Below are 21,879 nucleotides of genomic sequence, written 5' to 3' on the forward strand. Positions count from 1 at the left end.
ATTCCCCTTTATCGATCTCTCCGGTTCTTGCATCAGGTTGCTTCCGGTTCGATCCCCTTCAAATCAACCATGGTCTCGGACGAAGGGCGATGTTGCTGAAAACCCTCGTTTCGTCTCTCGTTTATAATTGCTCTCTCCATTGCTCCGGCGATTTCGGCTTCGCCCAGGATAACGGAGTCTGCACCTAGATCGTGCAGGTATTGTGCTTCAGCTGGCGAACAGGCTCGCACGATGATGCGCAGGCCCGGATTTGCAGCCCGGGCAAGTGATGTTGCGCGCCCGGCTTCAAATGCATTCGGGATAGCAATCACCAGATTGATTGCTTTCTCAGGATTCGCCGCCTCCCATATTTCAGCATCAGAGGCATTGCCCGCAATAGCTTCAATGCCGATTTCTTTCAATCTGAAATAAATCTTGGGCGAATTTTCGATCACAAGGAAAGGCATTTGCTTTTCCTGCAAGGCCGAAGCCACTCGTTTACCGATTTGGCCATAGCCCACAATGATTGTGTGAGCTATCAATTTGGTGCGCGGTAGCGGTTCGGGTTCCGAGATATCGAGGCTTGTTTCACCCAAATCATTGGTTGAGCCTTCAACGCCCAGACGCTTTTCGATCCAAGGTCGTAGTCGCTCGGCAACAATGAACATGACCGGGTTGAGGAAGATCGAAAGAATTGCACCGGCGAGGATCAGATCGCGCCCTTCAGGCGGGAGAAGGTTGAGGCCTACTCCCAACCCTGCGAGGATGAATGAGAACTCGCCGATCTGAGCAAGACTTGCGGAAATGGTAAGAGCTGTTCCAACGGGACGTTTAAATGCGCGGACAATGAAGAATGCTGCAACCGATTTGCCGACCAGAATAATCAGGAGTGTCGCAATCAGGGGCAGGGGATCACGGATGAGACTCATCGGATCAAACAACATGCCCACGGAAATGAAGAACAGAACCGCGAAAGCGTCGCGCAACGGCAGCGATTCCTCTGCGGCGCGATGGCTTAGCTCAGATTCGCTCATCACCATGCCAGCAAAGAATGCACCAAGCGCGAAAGATACGCCGAACAGATGGGCGGCGCCAAAGGCAACACCAAGCGCTATAGCCAGAACGCCAAGGCGGAACAGTTCACGCGAGCCTGTCTGAACAATGACGTTCAGAAGCCATGGGATCACCTTTCGCCCCACCACCAGCATAAGCGCTACAAAAACTGCAACCTTGGCAATGGTCAGAAGAATGATGCCGCCAATGCCTAGCCCCAGCCACTCGGCGATAGGATCGTTGGCTGCGGCATGTCCAGCTTCAGTGCCGACACTGGCTAGAGCCGGCAGAAGCACCAGCGCCATGACCATGGCGAGGTCTTCAACTATCAGCCATCCGATGGCGATGCGGCCGCGATCTGTATCGATAAGTCGCAGATCCTGCATCGCACGCAGGAGAACGACGGTACTGGCCGTTGAAAGTGCCAGCCCGAAGACAAGACCGGCTTTTACGTCCCAGCCAAGTGCAAGACCGAGAGCTGTGCCGAGTGCTGCTGCTGTCGCGATCTGTGCCAGCGCGCCGGGAACAGCAATAGCTTTCACAGAAAGCAGGTCTTTGAGAGAGAAGTGCAGACCAACGCCGAACATCAGCAGGATAACGCCGATTTCCGCGAGCTGGAGAATGAGGTCTTGATCGGCAACAAAACCTGGCGTGTGCGGGCCAGCGATGACACCAGCAAGCAGATAACCGACGAGGGGGGAGATTTTGAGACGGGTGGCAATCGCGCCGAAGATAAACGCCAGACATAACCCGATGACGATTGTCGCAATCAAAGGCGTGTCATGGGGCATAGGGGTGCCTTCCCGTTCTTCAGTCTTATAAAATTTTTATGGAGAGCCGGGCATGATCGTAACCATGCCCGGCAATGGAGTTATTTTTGTGCAGCCGTGTTGTCTTCAAGCGCCTGATGCGCTTCCCGACGATGCTGCCACCAGTTGCCCAGCAACAGCAGGATCGGTGCAGCGATGAAGATCGACGACGTCGTTGCGATGAAGATACCGAACAGCATAGGCACGGCAAAATTATGAACGGCGCTGCCGCCCCAGATTGCCATTGGCAGAAGGCAGAGGAACGTCACAACCGATGTATAGATACAGCGGACGAGTACCTGATTGATACTCATATCGACGATCTCACGCAGAGGCTTCGTTTTGTAGAGACGCATGTTTTCACGCATACGATCATAAACAACTACCTTATCGTTTACCGAGTAACCGATAGCGGTCAGAAGCGCTGCAATGGCGGTCAGGTTGAAGTCGAGCTGAAGCAGCGCGAAGAAGCCAACCATCTTGGTGGTATCGAGTATCAGTGTGATAATCGCGCCCACTGCGAAGAACCACTCGAAACGCCACCAAAGATAGATGAGCATACCGAGAGCCGAAAGCACAACCGCTATGAAGCCAGAACGGGCCAGTTCGCCGGAGACCTTTGGTCCCACAACTTCGGTACGTTCAATCTTCACACCCGGATCGATTTCAGTCACAGCGTCGCGCATCTTGTTGACCGCAACCGTTTGTGCTTCTTCGCCGCCATCCTGACGCTGAATACGGATCAGCACATCATTCGGGCTGCCAGCAGACTGCAGGGCAACTTCACCAAGGCCAAGTCCGCCGAGCTTCTCGCGCAATTGCGCCAGATCAGCAGGTTGCGACGTGGTGATTTCGGCTTGAATGCCGCCCTTGAAGTCGATGCCGTAATTCAGCCCCGGCTTGAAGAAGAGCGCGATCGAAGCAATCGATAGGACGATAGAAACGCCGATGCCGAAGAAGCGCGCATTCATAAAGCGGAAGTTAGGGTTTTCAGGCGCGATCCTTACCAGTGGCTCAATGCGAAGCACCTTGAGCTTGCGACGACGCACATACCAACCCATCGCCATGCGAACCAGCGTCACGTCGGTAAACATCGAGATCACGATACCGAGCATCATGGCAACAGCAAAGCCGCGTACCGGGCCTGTACCGAACATAAAGAGAAGCAGGGTCGAAATCAGCGAGGTAACGTTGGAGTCAACGATTGTAGCGAAAGCGCTATGGAAGCCTCGGTCGAGGGCTGCCATGGCACCAAGGCCTCTTTTGGTTTCTTCTCGAATACGTTCGTTGATGAGAATGTTCGCGTCAACCGCGATACCGATACCCAGAATAATACCGGCGATACCGGGCAGCGTCAGTGTCGCGCCGATAAGGCTCAGTGCTGCGAAGGTCAGCAACGTGTGGAGTAGAAGCGCTACGTTGGCAATCAGACCCCAGACGCCATAAAGGAGCTGGATGAAGATCGCGACGAGGATAAAGCCAGCGATACCGGTGATCAGACCCATCTTGATGGCGTCGCCACCAAGGTCAGGACCAACCGTACGTTCTTCGATAACCGTCAGCGGGGCAGGGAGAGCACCTGCACGCAGCAGTGCTGAGAGAACAACACTGTCCTGAACCGTGAAGCTGCCGCTGATCTGGCCGTTACCACCGGTAATCGGCTCACGGATGACCGGCGCGCTCAGCACCTTGCCGTCGAGAACGATAGCAAATGGGCGATTGACGTTCTTGGTGGTGATGTCAGCAAACTGACGGGCCCCGAGGCTGTCGAAGCGGAACGAAACGATTGGTTCGTTGGTGCGCTGATCAAATCCTGCACGCGCATCGGTAAGACGCTCACCGGACAGGGCAACCTGGTCTTCAATTGGGTATTTGATGTTTGGATCTTTGGAATCCGGCAGGATGCTGACACCCGGAGGCGGTGCATCATTCGGATTCGCGTCAGCCACCATGTGGAAGCTCATCTTCGCGGTGCTTCCGAGAAGCTGGCGAAGCTGTGCTGGGTCCTGAAGGCCCGGAAGCTGAACAACGATACGGTCGGAACCAACGCGCTGGATGGAAGGCTCGGCAACGCCGACCTGGTCAACACGCTGGCGAATGATTTCAAGGCTCTGCTGAAGCGCTGAATCAAGGCGATAGGTGAAACCAGCCTGTGTCAGTGTCAGACGAATCTGATTGTCGCTGGACGTGACGTCGATATCGTTGATCGCCGCGCCGAAGCCGCTCGTGTTAACCTGAGAAATCAGGGTTTTGAGCGCGGTATCGGCCTTTGCACGCTGATCGGCGTCAGGGATCGTCACGATGACGGAATCACCAACGGCGCGGATCGATTGTGGCTGAATGCGTTCAGCGCGCAGCTTGCCGCGCGCATCATCAAGCAGCGCACGCATACGATCTTTTTTGAGACCAGCTGCATCCACTTCAAGAACAAGGTAGGAGCCGCCACGCAGATCGAGGCCGAGCGTTACCTGTCGTTTAGGGAACCACGACGGCATCGCGTCGAGATGCTGCTGTGTGAAGAAATTGGGCAGGGCGATAATGACGCCGATCAGAACGATCAGGCCATATAGCACAGCGACCCATTTAGAAGTACGCATGAGTTGAAGTTCCGGATATTGAGCGCATTCAAATTTCGTAATGAATACAAAAATTTAAGGCGCATTTCTTCGTAAGTGATTCAGGATTGGCTATGACCAATCTCAATGACGACTTTCAGGCGCTCCTTGGTGGCGCGCGTACGGGAGCATATGTGCTCCGCGAAAGTCTCAAAATCGCGTTTGTCCTTGCGGATTCGACTGGTTTTGCGTCGAAAAATGCAAGATCACGCGGCATTGCCGACAAGCCTGCACCATTTCCGTCGGGATAGGTTGCCTTGATTTTAGCAGCAATCGCTTCGGCCAGAACGGCGCGTAACGGCTGCGTCGCAGGCGTGGATTGCTGGCGTCCAGGTATCGCAGGCGCGTCTTCGACCTGCTGGGCTGCCATGCTTTTGGGAACAGTGCGGCAGGCTTCATCGCCAAGGGCAGAAAGGTCCACCGCAAACATAAAGGCTGCAAACGACAGGACGCACGTTACAAACAGCATGAATCCATGCTGATGATAACGATCAGTGCGCTGATCTGTGTTGTTCATGCCCTTAATCAAAACGCTTGGACTTTCCTCTACAGTCTTTCCGCAGAAATGAGCCAGTGCCAGAGTGGTTTTCCGATTGGCCTAAGCCACTCTAGTTATTCGATTTTATGCAAAGCCCGATTCAAAAACTTTGTATTTTTATCGGGACTTAGCGTTGACACCTACAGCATCGATTCACAAATTGGAATCTATTTCTGTCACCTGCTGCCCCTCGGTTCGCATGAAAGGGTTTGCGATGGTTCCTGATCTGCTGCTCACACAACCAAAATCCTGCGTCGATTAGGCTCTGTTGGTCATAAAACCGATTTCGATTTTCGGCCCAATGTTGTAGGGCTTGCTTCCGCTTCAACGCGCTTTATGTTGAAACAGTGATCGTGAAACTGGCAGAGCTTAAATTGGCATATTTACCGACGTTCCGCGCAATTGCATTTGCAATGACCACTTTTGCTGTGTCGCTTGGGGCGCTGGATCATTCGTTTGCTCAGGATAACAAACCGCAACAGGCTCAGCCTCTCGCTCAGCAATCGGCGCCTGCTCAAGCTCCTGCACCGGTAGCAACAGAACCTGCGGCAGCTAGCACACCCGTTTCTGGTGTGGTGCAGCAACAAAAGCCGATCATCAATGATCTCAAGCAGCAGACCAAATCGATCAACGATCAGCTGCAAAAATCTTCGACCAGCGATGAGACGCTCGCAAATCTCAAGCTACAGCTTGATGGTCTTTCCAAGAAGCTGCTTGATGCGGGTGTTGCGTTTCGTCCAAGGCTGACGGAAATCAACACACGTCTGGAGCAGTTGGGTGCCGCCCCCTCCGGCGATCAACCGGCAGAGCCGCAAATAGTTGCGGATGAACGCGCACGACTGACTGCTGAAAAGGCCGAGATCAACGCCGTTATCGGCGAGACGGAAGATGCATCGCTTTCGGTCAATCAGATGTCGGCGAAAATCGGCAATATGCGCCGTGACCTGTTTGCGCAAACCTTGTCTCAGCGCGTCAATCTCGATCTTACACTCGGATCTGAAGTAACCTCGGCTGCTGGCGATCAGATGGTTTCGCTGTGGAGCATCGTGAAATCATGGTGGCGCTTTGTCTCCACCTTCAAGCTGAATTCGTTTCTGGCAGCGGCCTTTTTTGCCTTTGTCGCGGCACTGATCATCCAGCTCGGCGCGCGCCGTGTTCTCGGTACGCTTTACGAACGTGATCCGACGATTGAAACACCCTCTTATCTGAGCCGTTTGTCGGTTGCATTCTGGTCGACAGCGATCCCATCGGGTGCGGTCGGTGTGTTTCTGGCAACGACCTATTTCTTTCTCAATTACTTCAATGTTTTAAGACCTGATATTGCAGGGCTTCTACAGTCGCTCTTCGTCGTTTTGGGCATTGTGTTCTTTATCAGCCGGCTGGCGTTTGCCTGTATAAGCCCATACACACCAGCATGGCGGTTGGTGCCGGTCGCGCCACGCCCAGGTCGGGTTCTCGTCTGGCTGATCACAGGTATGGCATTGATTAACGGGCTCGACTCGTTTTTCAGCAAAGTAAACCAGGTTCTTTCCTCGCCGCTCTCTTTGACGATGGCGAAAAGCTTGCTTTCGACGGTCGTGATCGGCGTTCTGATCCTCATCGTCGCCTTTGTGAAGCCAATAGAAAAAGACGGAGAAGAGGGCGTCCGCCCCTGGCCTAAAATGTTCAGGATATTCCTGGTCGTCCTTGGTCTTTTGCCGATTATAGCAGCTGGTCTTGGCTTTATCGGACTTGCACGCTTTGCTGCACAGCAGATCGTTGTTACCGGGGCGTTCCTCGTTACGATGTATCTCGGGTTTTTGACCGGTCGTGCAATTTCGGAAGAACAGGCCTTTGCGTCCAGCCCGATTGGTCGGGTTATGCGTGACCGCTTCCATTTTGATGAAGCGACACTTGACCAAATAGGGCTTGGTGTCGGCATTCTCATCAATTTTGCGGTGGCGCTGGTCGGCATACCGCTCGTGCTGATGCAGTTTGGTTTCCAATGGTCGGAGCTGAAAAGCACTTTCTATAACTTGATGACGGGCATCCCTATCGGCAATATTTCCATTTCGCTGATGGGTATTCTGACGGGTATTGCGCTTTTCGTCGTTGTCTATCTGATGACGCGTTGGTTCCAGAACTGGCTTGATAACAGCGTTATGGCGCGTGGCCGTGTAGATTCCGGCGTTCGTAATTCGATCCGCACGGTGGTCGGCTATGTGGGGCTGGTACTTGCGGCGCTGGTTGGTGTTTCGGCAGCTGGCTTCAATTTATCCAGTCTCGCACTGATTGCTGGTGGTCTGTCACTTGGTATCGGTTTTGGCTTGCAGAACATTGTCCAGAACTTCGTTTCGGGCCTTATTCTTCTGGCTGAACGTCCTTTCAAAGTGGGCGACTGGGTCGAAGCAGGCACCGTTAGCGGTATCGTAAAAAAGATCAGCGTTCGTGCAACCGAAGTTGAGACTTTTCAGAAGCAGTCGATTGTCGTTCCAAACTCGACGCTTATCAACGGCAATGTCGGTAACTGGACCCTTCGTAACAAGCTTGGCCGAATCGATATTAATGTGCAGGCAGCCTATACCGATGAGCCGCGTCGCGTTCACACGTTGCTGCTAGAAATCATCCGCAGTCATCCTTCAATTCTAAAAAATCCGGAACCGTTCGTGGCGTTTCAGAGCATGACGGATTCTCTGCTGGTGTTCGATATCTACGCACATGTTGCAGATATTACATCGACGGGCGGTATCAAGAATGAGCTGCGATTCCAGATCGTTGAACGTTTCCACGCAGAAGGTATCGAGCTGGCTTCGTCTTCCACTGATCTGGTTCTTGGTGTTACTGAAATCGAAAAGCTTTCCGAGCTTATGAATAAAGATACCCCACGCGCTACAAAGACGCGGAAGGAAAAGCCTGCTGAGTCTGAGAAGGGCGAAAAGCCTGAACATGACGACAAAGTCTGAACGCTTTAAATTACTTCCAGTTTTCACTGAATCGTTGGAAACTCTCTATCTATTCGTTTTTGCGTGCATCCTGTTCCGAAAACTGCTTCGTACTTTTTGGGATGCGCTTTAATGCGAATTATGAATATGTCGTTCAGTTGCAGTTCAGTTTTGAAGTCTTATAAATGATTACGAAAAGAGGCAGGCGAACTGTCTTAGAGCAATGGGGCCGTATACTCGGCTTGTAGCGGGAGCAGCGGAAACGCTGAAACGATATGAACAGAACTCAGGTCAATTATGCTGGCAAGGTCGCTATCGGTGCGATGCTCGCGATTTCGTTCTCCGTACCGAGCCTTTATGCTGCAACTGTTGCCAACAACGACAGCTCGGCTCAGACCATTGTGGTGACTGAAGGCGCTTCGAAGCGTGAAATGCTGGTGGCACCTGGTGAAACAGTCGATTTCTGCAATGGCGGTTGTTTTGTAACGTTCCCGAATGGTGATCGTGAGGCGCTGAAGGGCGACGAAACCATTACGATTTCGGGTGGTAAGGCGACCATTCAATAAATAGATCAACACGAATTGAGAAAGCCGGGGCACAACCCCGGCTTTTTATTGAACTTTACGATTAGAGCGTCTCCCATCTTCATTGAACCATTGGGAATTCTCTATCTATTTGTTTTTGCGCGCCTCTTGTTCCGAGAACCGCGTCGCACTTTTCGGTCTGCTCTTTAACTGCGGGGCTTGAGATTTTCCGGGTCGTAGAGTGGCTTGTAACCAATCGATACCACTTCGACCGGATAAGTCTCGCCAAAATACTCCACATTCAACTTCCGGCCTTCCTGGCAGTAGGACCAAGGCAGATAGGCAAGTGCGATATTCTTGCCGATGGTTGGGCCGTAGGCGATGGACGACGTGAACGAGCGACGTCCGAGTTCATCAACCAATGTTGCACCCGTTTCAGGGTCGAGCACCGGCAGAATGCCGACCGGGTAGCGTTTGACGCCTTTGGAGTCGACATTCTCGCTCATAACCAGCGTGCAAAGCATGGCTGGCTGATGCTCACGAGCCTTGTACTCAAGATGCTTCGCCTTGCCACGGAAGTCTGCTTCCTTGACCTTCGGGCGAGCCAGATCAGCTTCAAGCAGATTGTATTCAGTGAGCAGATCTGCATTCTGAAGGCGTAGGCTTTTCTCCATGCGGCGTGTATTCGCATAGGTCTCAACACCGACAGCAATTGCCCCGGTTGATCGCAGCGCATCCCAGACAGCGAGGCCGTCTTCATAGCGCATGTGCAATTCCCAGCCCTGTTCGCCGACATAGGAAATACGGAACGCTGTTACGTCCTTGCCTGCAATACGGATTGGCTTGATGGCGGCAAACGCGAAGTTCTCAAGGTCAAGACCCTCCGGGTTCTCGACAACCTTTTTGAGATTGTCTCGTGCATTAGGTCCCCAAATGCCGATGGTGACATATTTCTCAGTCACATCGGTAATAGTGACATCAAAGCCCTTATCTTCAGCCACGCGGCGCATATAATGGAAATCGCGCGGACCGGCATCCGCGCCGTTGATCATGCGGATGCGGTCTGCCATGCGGATGGCCGTGAAATCGGCGCGCACCATGCCTTCATCATCGAGAAAATGCGTATAGATGCCTTTGCCGATATTGGCATCGCCGCCGATCTTGGCAGCGCATAACCATTCCATCAGCTCGACATGATCCGGACCTTCGATGTCGTACATGGCAAAATGCGACAGATTGATAATGCCGCAATCTTCACTCAGTGCGAGATGCTCAGCGTTGGAAACGCGCCAGAAATGGCGATTGTCCCACTCGTTCTCACGGACCGGAATGCGGTCGCCATATTTCTCAAGCAGATGTTCGTTGGCCGCGTAGCCGTGCGCACGCTCCCAGCCGCCCAGCTCCATGAAGTGACCGCCAAGTTCCTTTTCACGCTCATAGAAAGGTGAGCGACGAATATTGCGGCCTTTGGAAAACGGTTCGCGCGGATGCACTGCCGGATTATAGACCTTCATCGCCGTTTCGGTGCAGCGATCCCAGATGAACTGCTCGGTCATCTGATGCGGATAGAAGCGCGAATAGTCGATAGCGTGGTGATCGATTGCTGTACGGCCATCTGTCATCCAGTCAGCAATGAGCTTGCCCATGCCGGGGCCGTCTTTGACCCAGATTGCAACTGCATACCAGAGGCCGCGCACCTTCTGGCTTTCGCCCATTGAAGGACCGCCATCAGTCGTGACCTGAAGGAAACCATTGAAGGAATGGCTTTCATTGTAACCCAGTTCGCCGAGGATAGGTGTCAGTTCGATGGCGCGCTCGAGCGGTTCGAGTACCTGTTCCATGTCGAGATCGCGCTGTGATGGCGACAGACGTGCTTCGTGCTTTTCAAGCAAATCACGCGGATGGCAGAGGCGCGGATTGGTTTCTTCGTAGTAGCCCCATTCGATCTGACCGCCTTCGGCCGTCTTCGGGTCGCCGGTGTCGCGCATATAGGCTGAGTTGCCCTGATCGCGCATGAGCGGCCAGCCGATTTCCTTGCCGGTTCCTGTAAATTCATTATAGGGACCGAAGAAAGTGAGCGGATGGTCAATCGGCATGACTGGCAGGTCTTCGCCAACCATCTCGGCAATCAGACGGCCCCAGAGACCGGCACAGACCACAACATAATCCGCTTCGATCGTACCGCGATGGGTGACAACGCCCTTGATGCGCCCATTTTCAACAACAAGCGACTGTGCGGGGGTATTGGCGAAGCTCTGAAGCTTGCCAGCTGCTTCGGCTTGGTCAATCAGCTTGCCTGCAACTGTTTGCGAACGCGGAATAACGAGACCTGCATCCGGGTCCCACAAGCCTCCCTGAACGAGACTTTCTTCGATTAGCGGGAATTTTTCTTTGACTTCCGCAGGCTCCATCAGGCGGGCGCGTGTGCCGAAAGCTTTGCCGGATGCGACTTTGCGTTTCAGTTCTTCCATGCGGGAATCGTCGCCGACGCGAGCAACTTCGATGCCGCCGACGCGAGCGTAATGGCCCATCTTCTCATAGAAATCGATGGAGTAGAGCGTTGTCCAGCACGACAGAAAATCATGGCTGGTTGCATAGCAGAAATCAGATGCGTGTGCGGTGGAGCCGATATCGGTGGGAATGCCGGATTTATCAATGCCGACAATATCGTCCCAGCCACGCTCGATCAGGTGATGGACGACGGATGCGCCAACGATGCCGCCCAGCCCGACAATGACTACTTTCGCTTTCTTAGGAAACTCTGCCATTTTATGCGATCCCATTTTTCATTTGATAGAAACATAGTGATTGGCAGGAGCTTACAATTGTCATTCTACGACATAATCACGGCGTGAGGCGACCGAAGCTCAATGGCTGTTTGATCGTTTTGACGGACAGGAAATCCGGAACCTTAATGTGTTGAGAATTTGATTCACAGGGCAGGGCTATCACTATGATTTAAAAAGAAAAGCCGCATTGTGAATAATGCGGCTTTTATGCTTGTTTCTCCGATCAGGCTGCTATCAGCATTTTGCGGTCAGCCCGTTCCTGCTGCGGCGAACGCCCGTAAAGTTCGCGGTAGCACTTGGAAAAATGCGACGCGGAAACAAAGCCACAGGCAACGGCAACTTCAACAACCGGCATGGATGATTGCAGCAGCAGATGCCGGGCCCGGTCGAGACGAATTTCGAGATAATAACGCGCTGGTGAGCGACCCATTTCCTGACGGAACAGACGTTCGACCTGGCGACGCGAAAGCCCGATATTATGCGCCACATCGATAAGCGCTTCCGGTTCTGAAAGATTGGCTTCCATCATTTCGATGATCGTCAGAATCTTCGAGTTCTGGATACCAAGACGAGCGCGAAGCGGCAGACGCTGGCGATCATGCGGATTGCGCACGCGGTCCGTGAGAGCCTGTTCGCAAATGCGGTTGACCAGATTATCGTCGAAGTCATCACCGATGAGCTTTAGCATCATATCGAGTGAGGCGGTTCCGCCTGCACAGGTATAGATGTTGCCATCGACTTCGAAGAGATCGGCATAGACTTCCGCTTTTGGAAAAGCTTCGGAGAAGCCGGGCAGGTTTTCCCAGTGAATGGCGCAACGTTTACCAGAGAGAAGGCCGGCAGCCGCCAGAATGTGCGCGCCCGTGCAAAGGCCGCCAACCGCGACGCCGCGGTTATATTCTTCGCGTAGCCAGGCAAAGACTGACTTGTTGCGAAATTCTTCGACATAAACGCCCGAGCAAACAAACACCATGGAAGGGCGCTGTTCGCGCTGAAGGAAGCGTCGCTCGTCCTCCAGCGAAGCATTGACAGCGCATTCCACGCCGTTCGACGCTGTTACCGGTTTGCCGTCGGTGGATGTCAACCGCCAGCGATAGGCTTCATAGCCCAGCATTCGATTGGCAATGCGCAGCGGTTCAATTGCTGTCGCAAATGCGATCATCGAGAAGTCAGGGACCAGAAAAAAAACAATAGACCTCTTAACCGATGAAGCTTGATTCATAGCCTGATCGTTCCCATTCTCGAAAGCCCGAACTGCGGTTCCCGACGCAGTTTCCGGCTTTGTGCCTCCGTCATGACACCGGGGCTTTATCAGACCCTGTCATCCGGTCGCTTTCTGACCGGCCATCCTGTTGCTCCAGCCCGGATTTATAGGGGGTAGGCTATGACGCAAACAGGACAGACATATTGAGACATAGAACTTTCAGATTGCATAGTGCGGCTAAATGCCTGCCGTAAATTGGCATCTATATGTCGTTTAATTGAGGGCAAGGAATATCCTGCCCTCAACTGACGATGCTATCTACTTCTTTCGGCTGATGCGTGTGGAAGTTGGAAGTCGATCATCCACACAAGGCCAGCCGATATCGTGTAGAATGTGTTCCGGTAACGACTCCAGCACCCTGCGGCTTTTCTTTACGCGCCGCTGATAAGCCCATTCGGCATAGAAAGCGACGACCGAAACAATGTTCGCTTGCAGCCAGCTTGGGATGACAGATGGGCGCGAACCAGATTCGTTTTGCAGTGCTTCACATTGAATGCTCATTTTCGTTCTCCTGACAAAAAGTGAGACCAAGTGGTTGGGTGGAGATGTTCTGATCTCGATGATGAGAGCTTGCGACCATCTTGACGTTCAATCAAACGAAATATAGAAAGGTATAAGATCAGAAAAATTGAACTAACGGAAATCGCGGAGTTCAACATGACAGCGCCGGTTCAACATCCTCTGCCAATGCTCGATATTGATGTGTTGCGCACATTCGCGTCCATTGCCGATACAGGCAGTTTTTCGGCAGCGGCAAATGTGGTTTTTCGGACGCCCTCGGCTGTTTCGATGCAGATCAAGAAACTTGAAGAGCAGCTCGGGGTTGCCGTTTTTGAGCGAGATGCGCGTTCGGTTACGCTGACGAGTGATGGTGAGATATTGCTCGGCTACGCACGGCGACTTCTTGCGCTCAATCGCGAGGCCGTGGCCAAATTTGTTGCTCCGACGGTTACAGGCGTTGTTCGCTTAGGGTCGCCTGACGATATTGGCGAATGTGTTTTGCCTCTGGTTTTGAAGCGATTTGCTGAGACCCATCCGGGCGTCACTGTCGATGTCGTCATTGATCAAAGCACCAATCTGCGTAAGCGGTTGGATGAACGCCGTCTTGACGTCACGCTGGTCAATCTCTCTCATACCGTTCCGGGCAGGGGTGACGTTGAAGTGTTGCTTGATGAGGAGCTGGTCTGGGCAGGCGCAAAATGTGGTACGGCCTATCGTCGTGATCCGCTCCCGCTTTCCATATGGGAAGAGGGCTGTGCATGGCGTGGAAATGCGCTGGAAGCATTGGAAAAGTCAGGCCGGTCTTATCGTATCGCCTATATGAGTTCTCATTCTACAGGGCAGCGCGCTGCCATACAGGCTGATCTCGCTATTGCACCTTTCGGTAAAACATTGCTGGGAGAGGGAATTGTAGCGCTCGGACCTGAACATAATCTGCCGCAGCTTGGACGTTATCAGCTCGGAATGATCATTAAACCGGACGCGCGCCAGCACATTCAGGTGGTCGCTGAACATTTACGCAATGTTTTTGAAAGCTATCGCCGCAGCGGTCGCTTCGATACATTTCGCGCAGGTTGAGCCGTGCAATGAAACTTTAGCAGTTTACTAAATACCTCTCTTGCCAGCGAAAAAAGCTGCGCTAGATTTTATATGTGACAGCCGAGTAACGGCTTCACCGCCAGAATACCGGGCAGCGCGCGTCAGGTAGTTTGGGAGGCATATTTGGTTGAATTGAGCATCTCAATGGAGAGACTGTTATGAAGCTATCCCGCATTGTCCCCGTTGCCATCGTTCTGTGTGCTTTCACGCTGGCGTCTTGCGCAAATACAGTCCGCGGCGTCGGGCGCGACGTCAAAGGCACCGCACATGCGGTGCAGGAAACAGTAGAATAAAATGAAAAGGTCCGGGTAATTACCCGGACCTTTTTTATTTCTGCAGGAAGTAACTCACAGTGATGTTCATGTCTGGACGGGTTCTGTAGGCGATCTTGGTCGTTGTAATACCCGTTTCAGGAATATGAATCTGCGCCTCGTTTATAAGCGCCGATACACGCTCATTTGGAACTGCATCTCCGAACCACATAACCAGCGTAGGTCTCGCTGCATTGGCCGCACCAAACGGTGTTTCAGGATGAATAATCTGGAGAGACGGGTCGAAGAGACGGAAGTTACCGGGGATCTGTGCGTTGTCCGTCAAGATCGTTTTAAACTCGCCCTGCTGTCTCACTTCATCGTAAAGACGCTGATATTCCAGCTGGCCATAGGGCGGCGTGCTTGAGCCATATGTGAGATAATAGGCAAGGACAGGTGGCACGATTAGGGCCGCAACGATACTTACAGTCGCGAAATCTATCAGTGCTCGTGTTCCGGTTCGATAATGTGCAAACCAGGCAGCGGTGGCTGCAGGCAGAAGGAAAAGAACCGGCTGCAACCAGCGGTCTTTGATATTGCTGACACCGGCCAGCACGACACCGGCAAAAACAATTCCCATTCCGATGATAAGCAGGCGACGCATAAAAATCTCGCCTGAAGTGAACGGTTTATTTGGTGATGTCCGTGCTTTCGAGTGGATAAGCGCAATAATGCCCGCAACCGCGAGTGCTACAATCGAAAATAGAAAGGCTGCTTCAATAAAGCTGCCGACACCGTTGAGGCGGTCAATAAAGAGATTTCCCGAAGCGCCTATCTGGAGTTTGCCAGAGCGAGCAATGACGCTCGATTTATGCGCGAGCATCCACATGCCCGTGGGGGCGAAAGCCGCGCCAAAGGCAATGATTGTGACGATAGAGAGCTTTGAAAGGAGAATTTTTCTATATTCGGGGACTGAAAGAGCGGTGACAATCAGCATAATTATGAAAAGCGAGGCATTGAACTTGCCCAGAATCGCTGCAGCCATAGTAATGCCAAGTACGGCCGCCGAACCCACATGACGGGCGCGCATGTGCCAGGCAAGAGCCAAAAAGGCCCAACCACAGCCCGCTGTGCCTGCAACAGAGTGTGTGAGTGCGCGCTGCGATTCCCATCCAATCTGCGGAATGAGAAAAAGCCCAAGCATTGACGCCGAGGCAACGATACGTGAAAACCCGAGCAGCCGCATTGCGGCGAATACACTTAGAAAAAGGCTTGCGAGTACACCGAACTTGACGATCTGCAACGTCAGCATAGAAGTGCCTAGCACCGACGCCGTAATATTTGTTATCCAGGTGTAAAGCGGTGGCTGAGAGCCGCCGTAACCCCAATCAAGATAGCCGATATTGGCGAGCTGTTCCGCATCGTCGAGACCTGCACCGTTTGATACAAACGTGACCAATATTGCCTGGAAGGCGAAATAACAAAGGACAAAAAGCACCGCCGCCGGTAAACCGAACGTGTTTTTTTCGGCTGGAAGTGCCGTTATTGGTCGTGTTGCACTCAAAATCTATAGATCCCAGAAAAAATTACGCTTTATCTGCGTACCAAGCAGCGGTTAGCTTTCACAGGATTATGGCCAGAATTCAATCTTTGGGACCAGATCTAATATAAAAATCACGCATAATTTATGAAATGAACAATGGCAAAAACCGCGCTGCCTCTGAAGGTGCACGGTTTTGCCAAAAACGCATGGCGTTCCCGCCAAACAATACACAGGCGGGAGAGACTGAAGCTCCGGTACGCAGTACCAGATCCGGAGCGTCGAGAAGGTTTGCACCGTCTCTGGCTCCTTTTTAGCGCAACATCGTTACCGGACAGTTATCAGATACTTAAGCAAATCTAAACAAAGCAAGTTTTTCGCTGCTTTGGCGAAGAATTTCTCAATTGCCTGCTTTGGTTGAGCGCAAGAAATTTATTATGCCCGAAAAGTCGGCTCCGCCGTGCCCTTCATTGTCGAAGCGGCTGTAAAGTTCTTCTGCATGAGCGCCCAACGGCGTTGCAGCACCCGAGCTTTTTGCCGCTTCCTGCGAAAGCTTGAGGTCTTTGAGCATCAGAGCTGCTGCAAATCCGGGCTTATAATCCCGGTTGGCAGGCGATGTTGGTACTGGTCCGGGCACCGGGCAATAGGTCGTCAGCGACCAGCATTGCCCCGATGAGGTGGATGCCACATCAAACAGTGCCTGATGCGAGAGGCCTAATTTTTCAGCTAACACAAAGGCCTCGCTGACGCCGATCATCGAAATGCCGAGAATCATGTTGTTGCAAATTTTTGCAGCCTGACCTGCGCCATCGCCGCCGCAATGCACGATCTTACCAGCCATCGGCTGAAGAAGCGGCTCAGCCTTTGCAAAGGCATTATCGCTGCCGCCCGCCATAAAGGTGAGGGTACCTGCTGCGGCGCCACCTGTGCCGCCCGAAACCGGTGCATCAATGGAGAGGTGGCCATGGCGGGCTGCGATTTCGTGAGCTTTGCGCGCCGAATCAACGTCAATCGTCGAGCTATCGATGAAGAGTGAGTCTTTACGAGCCTTAGGGGCAATGTCTTCATAAACAGAAAGAACATGTTTACCAGCAGGCAACATGGTTATAACCGCGTCTACATCGCTGACCGCTTCTGCAGCATTTGCCGCGATCTGAAGGCCGTTGGCTTTAGCTTCTTCAAGATGAGCATGCAGCAGATCAAAGCCTATGACCTTGTGTCCAGCCTTCACCAGATTGGCGGCCATTGGGCCGCCCATATTACCGAGGCCGATAAACGCGATAGTGGCCATGATTTCCTCCCATTCAATATTTGTATCAGCGTCCGATCAGCTGGCGAGCAATGATGACGCGCATGATCTCGTTGGTGCCTTCGAGAATCTGATGAACGCGCAGATCGCGGACAAGTTTCTCGATGCCGTAATCATGAAGATAGCCATAGCCACCCAGAAGCTGCAGCGCGTCATTGGTGACGTTAAAGCCTGTGTCGGTGACAAAGCGTTTGGCCATCGCTGACCATTTGCCGGCATCATGCGTTTTGCGGTCAAGCTTGCTCGCAGCAGTGTAAAGAAGCTGTCTTGCTGCTGAGAGCTCGGTCTCCATATCAGCAAGGCGGAACTGCAACGCCTGAAACCGGTCAATTGTCTGGCCGAAAGCCTTGCGCTGCCCCGTATATTCCAAAGCTTTATTGAGTGCAGATTGTGCACCACCGAGCGAGCAGGCGGCGATGTTTAGTCGTCCACCATCAAGGCCGGCCATGGCGATTCGGAAGCCCGTACCTTCGTCACCCAGACGGTTGGCGACAGGCACGCGGCAATTGTCGAAAATCACTGTGCGGGTGGGCTGCATATTCCAACCCATCTTGTGCTCATTGGCGCCAAACGACAGGCCGGGCGCATCTTTCGGCACAACGATGGTAGAAATTCCTTTCGGACCGTCCTCGCCGGTACGCACCATAGTTACATAAAGATCGGTAGCTCCCGCACCGGAAATAAACTGCTTGGTGCCGTTAAGTACATAGTGATCGCCATCCCGCTCTGCGCGGGTGCGAAGTGCGGCTGCATCGGAGCCTGAACCGGGTTCAGTCAGGCAATAGCTCGCAAGCCATTCCATCGACGTAAGTTTAGGCAAAAATGTCTGACGCTGGCTTTCATTGCCAAACGTATCGATCATCCATGCTGCCATATTGTGGATGGAAATAAACGCTGAAAAAGCTGGGCAAGCCTCGGCAAGCGCCTCGAAAATAAGGACCGCATCAGAGCGTTTAAGTGCCGATCCACCTACGTCTTCGCGAACATAAATGCCACCCATGCCAAGCGGTCCGGTTTCCTTTATAACGTCAATCGGGAAATGTTTGTCGCGATCCCATCGCAGTGCATGAGGCGCAACAAAATCCGATGCGAAGCCGCGCGCCATATCTTGAATGGCGAGTTGATCTTCATTGAGTTCAAACTGGTTCTGGTCGGCAGTATCCATGGTTTCCTCCCTATGAGCACCGCACCCTCCTGAGGCGACTAGATCACAATGGCGCGTGGCTGCCAACGCTCCATTGGAATAATGTTGCTCACTTTTGTAATAAACTGATGCGCATTTTTGCATATAAGGTTGCCGCAACTGCTGGCGATTGCCAGTCACATGAAGTTGGGATAGGCAAGCTCGCATGACACGCGCAATCATGTTTCAGGGAACGGGTTCGGATGTCGGCAAAAGTGTGCTTGTTGCCGGTCTTTGTCGCGTTGCACGCAATCGCGGGCTGAAAGTTCGGCCGTTCAAACCGCAAAACATGTCGAATAATGCAGCCGTCAGCGATGATGGCGGCGAGATTGGGCGCGCGCAATGGCTTCAAGCTCTGGCTTGCGGCGAACCGTCATCGGTTCATATGAACCCGGTTCTACTGAAGCCACAGACTGACATGGGCAGTCAGGTGGTTGTGCAGGGTAAAGTGCGTGGCGAGGCGCGTGGGCGCTATTATCAGCAGTTAAAGCCGCAACTGATGGCGGCGGTGATGGAATCCTTTGATGTTGTCAGTGAAGGCGCCGATCTGGTGTTGATCGAAGGTGCGGGGTCGCCTGCCGAAATCAATCTGCGCGCCGGCGATATCGCCAATATGGGCTTTGCCACGCGTGCAAATGTGCCAGTCGTCTTGGTGGGTGATATTGATCGCGGCGGGGTGATTGCCTCGCTGGTCGGTACGCATACAATTCTTCCAGATGAGGATCGCGCCATGGTGCGCGGCTTCCTGATCAACAAGTTTCGCGGCGATATTTCGCTGTTCGATGACGGTCTGGAAGCGATTACCCGCTTTACGGGCTGGCCTTCTTTTGGGGTCGTTCCATGGTTGAAAGCCGTGTCACGACTGCCTGCTGAAGATTCGGTCGTTCTGGAACGAGCAACGCGCGGCGATGCCAAGGCGTTGAAAGTAGCAGTCCCCATGTTGCCGCGTATTGCGAATTTCGACGATTTTGATCCGCTGAAAGCAGAAAACCAGGTTGAGGTTGTCATGGTTCCGCCGGGACAGCCTTTGCCGCATGATGTAGGGCTTGTGGTTTTACCGGGAACAAAATCGACGATTGCCGATCTGATTGCATTTCGCGAAAACGGATGGGAGCGTGATTTGCAGCTCCATGTGCGGCGTGGCGGGCATGTGCTTGGTATTTGTGGTGGGTTCCAGATGCTTGGCAACCGGATAAGCGATCCGGGCGGTATCGAGGGTCAGGTGCGCGACATTGACGGGTTGGGGCTGCTGGACGTCAACACTGTGATGGAACTGGAAAAAGTCGTGCGCAATGTTGCGGCTCACTCGCAACTTTATGATGCAGCACTTGATGGATACGAGATTCATATAGGGCGTACAAATGGTCCCGATGCTATCCGCCCATTCGCGCGGATCGGCGATCACGATGACGGTGCAGTCTCGGCGAACGGTCGGGTGATGGGCACCTACCTGCATGGTGTTTTTGGTGCGGATGAGTTCCGTCGGCAATTTCTTGCAACGCTCGGCGTGAGCAGTTCAGGCGAGAATTATCGTGCTGGCATTGAAGAGGCACTTGATGAGCTGGCCGACGGCCTTGAAAACTGTCTTGATATTGATGCGTTGTTTGCACTCGATTGACGCCGCATTGGCGAAAGCCTAGTGTCGATTTACACAACAGGTTTTGCCGGGACGAATCCCGGCGATACCAAAAGGGAATGCGACGGACGGACCCAATCCGGGCGTCTTTATCGCAGCCGACCCCGCGACTGTAGAGCGGAGAGGGATGAGGCAAGCCGGTTAACCGGCGGCCACTGGAAACATCAGCGTTTCTGGGAAGGCAGCTTCAAACCCTACGACCCGTGAGCCAGGAGACCTGCCTGTTGCGTGAAGGACATTTTGTCCGCACCCCATGGGAGGTCTTTCCCGGCTGCCTGCACGGAGGTTGTCATGGCTGCACGTACACAAAATTCTGTTCCCAACACTTTAGCTATGCCACTCGCAACGCGTCTTGGTACGGCTGTCGTCTCGCTCCTTCTCGGTGCATTTCTGATCTATGGGGTCGGTCTTGCTCATTCCGATGCGCTGCACGATTCTGCGCATGATACGCGTCATTCATATGGGTTCCCCTGTCACTGAGCACTTAAGTCATTTTCGCACGATTTGATGCTTTGTAGCGACCGGTGGTGGACGGCCATCGGCGTGGATTGTTGTTGAGGGACGCAATATGTTAATTCGTTATCTTTTGGCCACGCTTGCTGCGGGCCTTCTGGCGGGGCTTCTTGTAACGCCTGCCATGTATTTGAAAACCGTGCCGCTTATTCTGCAGGCTGAAACCTATGAACAGGCCAATGGCGGTCATAGTCATGGAGCAGAAGCCGCTGCACCACATGATCATGGTAGCGCAGAGGCACAGCCACATGATCAAGCCGCATCTGTTGCGAGCGAAGGCGAAGAGGCGGGGGCCGAGCTACCGTTTGGCCGTTTAGGCAATACTATTCTCGCCAATCTCGTTGCGGGCGCAGGTTTTGCATTGCTGCTGGGCGGTGTCGCTTTGTTGCTTGGTCGCCGTATTACGCCGCAGAACGGTATTTTCTGGGGTGTGGCCGGTTTCTTTGCGGTCGCTTTCCTGCCAGCTTTGGGGCTTTCGCCGGAACTGCCTGCGATGCCCGCCGCTGATTTGGCGCAGCGCCAGCTCTGGTGGGTTTTGACCGTGGTGTTAAGCGGTGTCGGCATTTATCTGCTGGTTTTGCGTAATGAGATCATCTCCAAAATCCTCGGGCTTGTGCTGATTATCGCTCCACATCTTTATGGTGCACCGCATCCGGAAGATATTGCATCGCCAATCCCATCGCTGCTTGCTTCGCAATATGCTGTCGCATCGCTTGCGACAAACCTGTTCATGTGGGCGGTCATTGGTCTTGCACTGGGCTGGTTCATTCAGGCTTATGCGAAGTCGGATATTGAAGGCTGATACCTATGGCTCCGCCCAGAAATGAAAATGCAAAAATTACATTCGTTCTTGGCGGAGCCCGTTCTGGTAAGTCGTCGTTTGCGGAGAAACTGGTTGAGGACACATCGAAAGAGCTTGGACTTCAGCCAGTTTACCTCGCAACAGGACGTGCATTCGACAAGGAAATGGAAAGCCGTATTTCTATTCATCGCGACCGTCGCGGGAGTGAATGGCAGACGGTGGAAGAACCACTAGACCTTGTTGGGGCGCTTGAAAAACACGCGGGGTATGACCGCTTCATGTTGGTCGATTGCCTGACGCTCTGGATCACCAATTTGATGATGGCAGAGCAGAATATCGCTGCTGAAACTAAGACACTGATAGCGGCATTGCCAAAGCTTTCAGGTCCGGTTGTTTTCGTTTCCAACGAAGTTGGCTTGGGCATTGTGCCGGAAAATCGGATGGCGCGGGAGTTTCGCGATCATGCCGGTTTTTTGCATCAAGCCGTGGCATCAGTGGCGGATGAAGTCTATTTTCTGGCGGCAGGCTTGCCGCTCAAAATGAAGGGATAATTC

Annotated in this window: 17 protein-coding genes and 1 riboswitch; of the genes, 8 read left to right on the top strand and 9 right to left on the bottom strand. The window is 53.0% G+C overall.

What is annotated here, in order from left to right; translation table 11 throughout:
* Positions 1-32: 32 nt before the first annotated feature.
* The 3 genes from QSJ70_RS01660 to QSJ70_RS01670 form a co-directional block, all read right to left on the bottom strand.
* Entirely contained in the window at positions 33-1,823 is a 1,791-nt protein-coding gene (locus QSJ70_RS01660) for a cation:proton antiporter domain-containing protein (protein ID WP_285534582.1), read from the bottom strand.
* 80 nt (positions 1,824-1,903) lie between these two features.
* The gene (gene secD / locus QSJ70_RS01665) at positions 1,904-4,438 is read right to left on the bottom strand and encodes a protein translocase subunit SecD (protein ID WP_064320778.1); all 2,535 of its coding nucleotides are present in this window, start codon (positions 4,436-4,438) and stop codon (positions 1,904-1,906) included.
* Between the two features lie 115 nt (positions 4,439-4,553).
* Positions 4,554-4,973 (bottom strand): hypothetical protein, encoded by a 420-nt coding sequence (locus QSJ70_RS01670; protein ID WP_105518691.1) that lies wholly within the window; start codon positions 4,971-4,973, stop codon positions 4,554-4,556.
* Between the two features lie 434 nt (positions 4,974-5,407).
* Here QSJ70_RS01670 and QSJ70_RS01675 point away from each other — a divergent pair, with 434 nt between their 5' ends.
* Positions 5,408-7,936, top strand: coding sequence for a mechanosensitive ion channel domain-containing protein (locus QSJ70_RS01675; protein WP_502871659.1), 2,529 nt, complete (start codon positions 5,408-5,410; stop codon positions 7,934-7,936).
* Between the two features lie 254 nt (positions 7,937-8,190).
* Positions 8,191-8,481, top strand: a complete 291-nt coding sequence (locus tag QSJ70_RS01680) for a hypothetical protein (RefSeq protein ID WP_007875611.1) — start codon at positions 8,191-8,193, stop codon at positions 8,479-8,481.
* A 164-nt stretch (positions 8,482-8,645) separates the two neighbouring features.
* Here the strand turns inward: QSJ70_RS01680 and QSJ70_RS01685 are convergent, their stop codons facing one another.
* From QSJ70_RS01685 to QSJ70_RS01695, 3 genes are all read right to left on the bottom strand, one after another.
* Positions 8,646-11,207, bottom strand: a complete 2,562-nt coding sequence (locus tag QSJ70_RS01685; protein WP_285534584.1) for a GcvT family protein — start codon at positions 11,205-11,207, stop codon at positions 8,646-8,648.
* Positions 11,208-11,451: 244 nt separating this feature from the next.
* Positions 11,452-12,450: a GlxA family transcriptional regulator gene (locus QSJ70_RS01690; RefSeq protein WP_064320775.1), complete on the bottom strand. Its 999-nt coding sequence runs from the start codon at positions 12,448-12,450 to the stop codon at positions 11,452-11,454.
* A gap of 300 nt (positions 12,451-12,750) precedes the next feature.
* On the bottom strand, positions 12,751-12,993 hold the full coding sequence (locus QSJ70_RS01695) for a DUF1127 domain-containing protein (protein WP_285534586.1): 243 nt from the start codon (positions 12,991-12,993) through the stop codon (positions 12,751-12,753).
* Positions 12,994-13,149: 156 nt separating this feature from the next.
* Here QSJ70_RS01695 and QSJ70_RS01700 point away from each other — a divergent pair, with 156 nt between their 5' ends.
* Together QSJ70_RS01700 and QSJ70_RS01705 are read left to right on the top strand one after the other, a co-directional pair.
* Positions 13,150-14,070 (top strand): LysR family transcriptional regulator, encoded by a 921-nt coding sequence (locus tag QSJ70_RS01700; RefSeq protein WP_007875606.1) that lies wholly within the window; start codon positions 13,150-13,152, stop codon positions 14,068-14,070.
* 179 nt (positions 14,071-14,249) lie between these two features.
* On the top strand, positions 14,250-14,384 hold the full coding sequence (locus QSJ70_RS01705) for an entericidin A/B family lipoprotein (protein WP_007875604.1): 135 nt from the start codon (positions 14,250-14,252) through the stop codon (positions 14,382-14,384).
* Positions 14,385-14,418: 34 nt separating this feature from the next.
* On the opposite strand, the gene QSJ70_RS01710 is transcribed toward QSJ70_RS01705, so the two are convergent.
* From QSJ70_RS01710 to QSJ70_RS01720, 3 genes are all read right to left on the bottom strand, one after another.
* Positions 14,419-15,801, bottom strand: coding sequence for an ArnT family glycosyltransferase (locus QSJ70_RS01710; protein ID WP_247645059.1), 1,383 nt, complete (start codon positions 15,799-15,801; stop codon positions 14,419-14,421).
* A 481-nt stretch (positions 15,802-16,282) separates the two neighbouring features.
* On the bottom strand, positions 16,283-17,173 hold the full coding sequence (mmsB, locus tag QSJ70_RS01715; protein WP_285534589.1) for a 3-hydroxyisobutyrate dehydrogenase: 891 nt from the start codon (positions 17,171-17,173) through the stop codon (positions 16,283-16,285).
* Between the two features lie 25 nt (positions 17,174-17,198).
* A complete protein-coding gene (locus QSJ70_RS01720; protein WP_079212028.1) occupies positions 17,199-18,356 on the bottom strand; it encodes an isobutyryl-CoA dehydrogenase in 1,158 nt (385 codons plus the stop codon).
* Positions 18,357-18,540: 184 nt separating this feature from the next.
* Between QSJ70_RS01720 and QSJ70_RS01725 the strand changes: the two genes are divergently transcribed.
* The 4 genes from QSJ70_RS01725 (at position 18,541) to cobU (ending at position 21,876) form a co-directional block, all read left to right on the top strand.
* Entirely contained in the window at positions 18,541-19,992 is a 1,452-nt protein-coding gene (locus QSJ70_RS01725) for a cobyric acid synthase (RefSeq protein ID WP_215775463.1), read from the top strand.
* A gap of 21 nt (positions 19,993-20,013) precedes the next feature.
* A riboswitch (cobalamin riboswitch) is annotated at positions 20,014-20,249 on the top strand.
* Between the two features lie 52 nt (positions 20,250-20,301).
* Positions 20,302-20,490, top strand: a complete 189-nt coding sequence (locus QSJ70_RS01730) for a CbtB domain-containing protein (RefSeq protein WP_285534590.1) — start codon at positions 20,302-20,304, stop codon at positions 20,488-20,490.
* 88 nt (positions 20,491-20,578) lie between these two features.
* The gene (locus tag QSJ70_RS01735) at positions 20,579-21,325 is read left to right on the top strand and encodes a CbtA family protein (RefSeq protein WP_285534591.1); all 747 of its coding nucleotides are present in this window, start codon (positions 20,579-20,581) and stop codon (positions 21,323-21,325) included.
* A gap of 5 nt (positions 21,326-21,330) precedes the next feature.
* Positions 21,331-21,876, top strand: coding sequence for a bifunctional adenosylcobinamide kinase/adenosylcobinamide-phosphate guanylyltransferase (cobU, locus tag QSJ70_RS01740; protein WP_285534592.1), 546 nt, complete (start codon positions 21,331-21,333; stop codon positions 21,874-21,876).
* The last annotated feature ends 3 nt before the right edge of the window (positions 21,877-21,879 follow it).

The sequence above is a fragment of the Brucella sp. NBRC 12950 genome, from assembly GCF_030268145.1.
Lineage (GTDB): Bacteria > Pseudomonadota > Alphaproteobacteria > Rhizobiales > Rhizobiaceae > Brucella.